Annotated in this window: 2 protein-coding genes; both read left to right on the forward strand. The window is 72.2% G+C overall.

What is annotated here, in order from left to right:
- Positions 1 to 41: 41 nt before the first annotated feature.
- A complete protein-coding gene (locus tag BZL64_RS16675; protein WP_086769979.1) occupies positions 42 to 911 on the forward strand; it encodes an LLM class F420-dependent oxidoreductase in 870 nt (289 codons plus the stop codon).
- Between the two features lie 105 nt (positions 912 to 1016).
- The gene (locus BZL64_RS16680) at positions 1017 to 3602 is read left to right on the forward strand and encodes a bifunctional FO biosynthesis protein CofGH (protein ID WP_086769980.1); all 2586 of its coding nucleotides are present in this window, start codon (positions 1017 to 1019) and stop codon (positions 3600 to 3602) included.
- The last annotated feature ends 262 nt before the right edge of the window (positions 3603 to 3864 follow it).

The following is a 3864-nucleotide window of genomic DNA, read 5'->3' on the forward strand; positions in this document are numbered from 1 at the left end:
GCCGCCCAGTCCGAGCCGCCCGCGTCGAAAGGCCGCCCCCCATGCGCATCGCCGTCACGATCTTCCTCACCGACGAGACGATCACGCCCACCCGCCTCGCCCGCGAGCTGGAGCGGCGCGGCTTCGCCGGGCTCTACCTCCCCGAGCACACGCACATCCCCGTCGAGCGCACCTCCCCGTACCCCGCCGGCGGCGACCTGCCCCGCGAGTACGGCCGTACCCTCGACCCCTTCGTCGCCCTCGGGCAGGCGGCGGCCGTGACGGAGGGGCTCGGCCTCGGTACCGGTATCACCCTCGTCGCCCAGCACGACCCGATCGACCTGGCCAAGCAGATCGCGACCGTGGACCACCTCTCCGGCGGACGCCTCACCCTCGGCGTCGGCTTCGGCTGGAACGTGGAGGAAGCCGCCGACCACGGCGTGCAGTGGCGTACCCGCCGGGATCTGGTCCGGGACCGGATGGCGTTGATGCGGGCGCTGTGGAGTGAGGAACCCACCGCGTACGAGGGCGAGTTCGGCAGTGTGCGGGCCAGCGACGCGCACCCCAAGCCCGTGCAGAAGCCGCGCGGCCCGGTCACCGGCCCCCGCACCCTCGTCGGGGGTGCCGCGGGGCCGAAGCTGTTCGCGCACATCTGTGAGTACGCCGACGGCTGGCTGCCGATCGGCGGGCGCGGCCTGTCGGAGTCGCTGCCCGTGCTGCGTACGGCGTGGGCGGACGCGGGGCGGGACCCGGCGGCGCTCCAGATCGTGCCGTACGCCGTCCACCCGTCGCCCGGCAAGCTCGCCCACTACGCCGAACTGGGCATCGAGGAGGTCGTGGTGCAGTTGCCGCCTGCGGGGGAGGCGGACGTGCTCAAGGCGCTCGACGAGTACGCCCCCTACCTGTCCGACGCGGCGCCGGACAACCGGTGACCCCGGACGGACGCCCCTCCACCAGTGACACGGTGTAACGCAGGCCCCGAGGGACGAATCGGGCGTCCCCGCCGGTCCTGATCAGCGCGAACGTATGCTCAAAGCATGACGACTTCCGCGATCTCCGGAACCGGCCCCACCGAGAACTCGCTGCGTCGCGCCCTCAAACGTGCCCGGGACGGCGTCGCCCTCGACGTCGCCGAGGCGGCGGTCCTCCTCCAGGCCCGGGGTGAACACCTCGTCGACCTGGCAGCGTCCGCCGCCCGGGTGCGGGACGCGGGCCTGGAGGCGGCAGGCCGCCCCGGCGTCATCACCTACTCGAAGAGCGTCTTCATCCCGCTGACCCGGCTGTGCCGGGACAAGTGCCACTACTGCACGTTCGTCACCGTCCCCGGCAAGCTGCGGCGCGCCGGGCACGGGATGTTCATGTCGCCGGACGAGGTGCTCGACATCGCCCGCAAGGGCGCGGCCCTTGGCTGCAAGGAAGCGCTGATCACCCTGGGCGACAAGCCCGAGGACCGCTGGCCGGAGGCGCGCGAGTGGCTCGACGCGCACGGCTACGACGACACCATCGCCTACGTCCGCGCCATCTCCATCCGCATCCTGGAGGAGACGGGCCTGCTGCCGCACCTCAATCCCGGTGTGATGACCTGGACGGACTTCCAGCGGCTCAAGCCGGTCGCCCCGTCGATGGGCATGATGCTGGAGACGACCGCGACCCGCCTGTGGTCCGAGCCCGGCGGCCCGCACTTCGGCTCCCCCGACAAGGAACCCGCCGTACGGCTGCGCGTCCTGGAGGACGCGGGCCGCTCGTCGGTCCCCTTCACCTCGGGGATCCTGATCGGCATCGGAGAGACGTACGAGGAGCGCGCGGAGTCGCTGTTCGCGCTGCGCAAGGTCTCCCGCGCCTACCACGGCGTCCAGGAACTGATCATCCAGAACTTCCGCGCCAAGCCGGACACGGCGATGCGCGGCATGCCCGACGCCGAACTCGACGAGCTGGTCGCGACGGTGGCCGTCGCCCGCCACATCATGGGCCCGAGCGGCTGCCTCCAGGCCCCGCCCAACCTGGTCGACAGCGAGTACGAGCGGCTGATCGGCGCCGGGATCGACGACTGGGGCGGGGTGTCCCCCCTCACCATCGACCACGTCAACCCCGAACGCCCCTGGCCGCAGATCGACGACCTGGCCGAGCGGTCAGCGGCGGCCGGTTTCGAGATGCGCGAACGGCTGTGCGTGTACCCGGAGTTCGTCACCCGCGGCGAGCCCTGGCTGGACCCGCGCCTGCTGCCGCACGTGCGCGCGCTCGCCGACCCGGAGACGGGCCTGGCTCTGCCGGACGCGGTCGTCGAGGGCCGCCCGTGGCAGGAACCCGAGGAGGCCTTCGAGGCCACCGGCCGTACGGATCTGCACCGGACCATCGACACCGACGGCCGTACGTCCGACCGCCGTGACGACTTCGACGAGGTGTACGGCGACTGGGGCGCCCTGCGGGAGGCCGCCGCCCCCGGCATGGTCCCGGAGCGCATCGACACCGACGTACGGCAGGCGCTGGCGACGGCCGCCGACGACCCGACGAAGCTGACCGACGCGGAGGCGCTGGCGCTGCTGCACGCCGACGGGCCGGCGCTCGACGCGCTCTGCCGTATCGCCGACGACGTCCGCAGGTCGGCGGTCGGCGACGACGTCACCTACATCGTCACGCGGAACATCAACTTCACCAACGTCTGCTACACCGGCTGCCGTTTCTGCGCCTTCGCGCAGCGCCGCACCGACGCCGACGCCTACACGCTCTCCCTCGACCAGGTGGCCGACCGGGCCCAGCAGGCATGGGAGTTGGGCGCGGTGGAGGTCTGCATGCAGGGCGGCATCCACCCGGACCTGCCCGGCACGGCGTACTTCGACATCGCGAAGGCGGTGAAGGAGCGGGTGCCCGGCATGCATGTGCACGCCTTCTCGCCGATGGAGGTCGTCAACGGCGCCACCCGCACCGGGATGTCCATCCGCGAGTGGCTCACCGCCGCGAAGGAGGCCGGGCTCGGCTCGATCCCCGGCACGGCGGCGGAGATCCTCGACGACGAGGTCCGCTGGGTCCTCACCAAGGGCAAGCTGCCGACGGCGACCTGGATCGAGGTCGTCACGACCGCCCACGAACTGGGCCTGCGCTCCTCGTCGACGATGATGTACGGCCATGTCGACCAGCCGCGGCACTGGCTCGGCCACCTGCGGACCCTCGCCGGCATCCAGCAGCGGACCGGCGGGTTCACGGAGTTCGTGACACTCCCCTTCATCCACACCAACGCGCCCGTGTACCTGGCGGGCATCGCGCGGCCCGGCCCGACCATGCGGGACAACCGCGCGGTCACGGCGATGGCCCGTCTCCTCCTCCACCCGTACATCCCCAACATCCAGACGAGCTGGGTGAAGCTGGGCTCCGAGGGTGCGGCCGAGATGCTCCGCTCCGGCGCCAACGACCTGGGCGGCACCCTGATGGAGGAGACGATCTCCCGCATGGCGGGTTCCTCCTACGGCTCCTACAAGTCGGTCAAGGACCTGATCGAGGTCGCCGAGGCGGCCGGCCGCCCCGCGAGGCCGCGCACGACGCTGTACGGCGAGGTGTCCGAGGAGCGGCAGCGGGCCGCGAAGGCGTCCGACGGCCACCTCCCGGAGCTGCTGCCGGTCCTGGACTGAGGGCAGGCTGAGGGCGGGGAGCCCGAGGGCGTCACAGTACGATGATCGGGCTCCCGGTGTCGGGGGCTTGAGACTGAGGAGATGCGTGCCCGTGGCTGCCCGACGGCTTCCCTCGTGGGCCTGGGTCACCGGTCTGACGGCCGGCGCGATCGTCGTGGTCGTCGCCCTGACGGTGGAGGCCGACAAGGGCCCGCACCCGACGGCGAAGGCGACGGGGGCGAAGCCGTCCGCTTCGGCCTCCGCGGACGCCAAGCCCTCGGCC

The sequence above is a fragment of the Streptomyces bobili genome (assembly GCF_002154575.1).
GTDB classification, from domain to species: Bacteria; Actinomycetota; Actinomycetes; order Streptomycetales; family Streptomycetaceae; genus Streptomyces; species Streptomyces bobili.

Coding starts and splice junctions, on each gene's coding strand:
- BZL64_RS16675 (WP_086769979.1), top strand. CDS start 42: ATGCGCATCGCCGTCACGATCTTCCTCACCGACGAGACGATCACGCCC.
- BZL64_RS16680 (WP_086769980.1), top strand. CDS start 1,017: ATGACGACTTCCGCGATCTCCGGAACCGGCCCCACCGAGAACTCGCTG.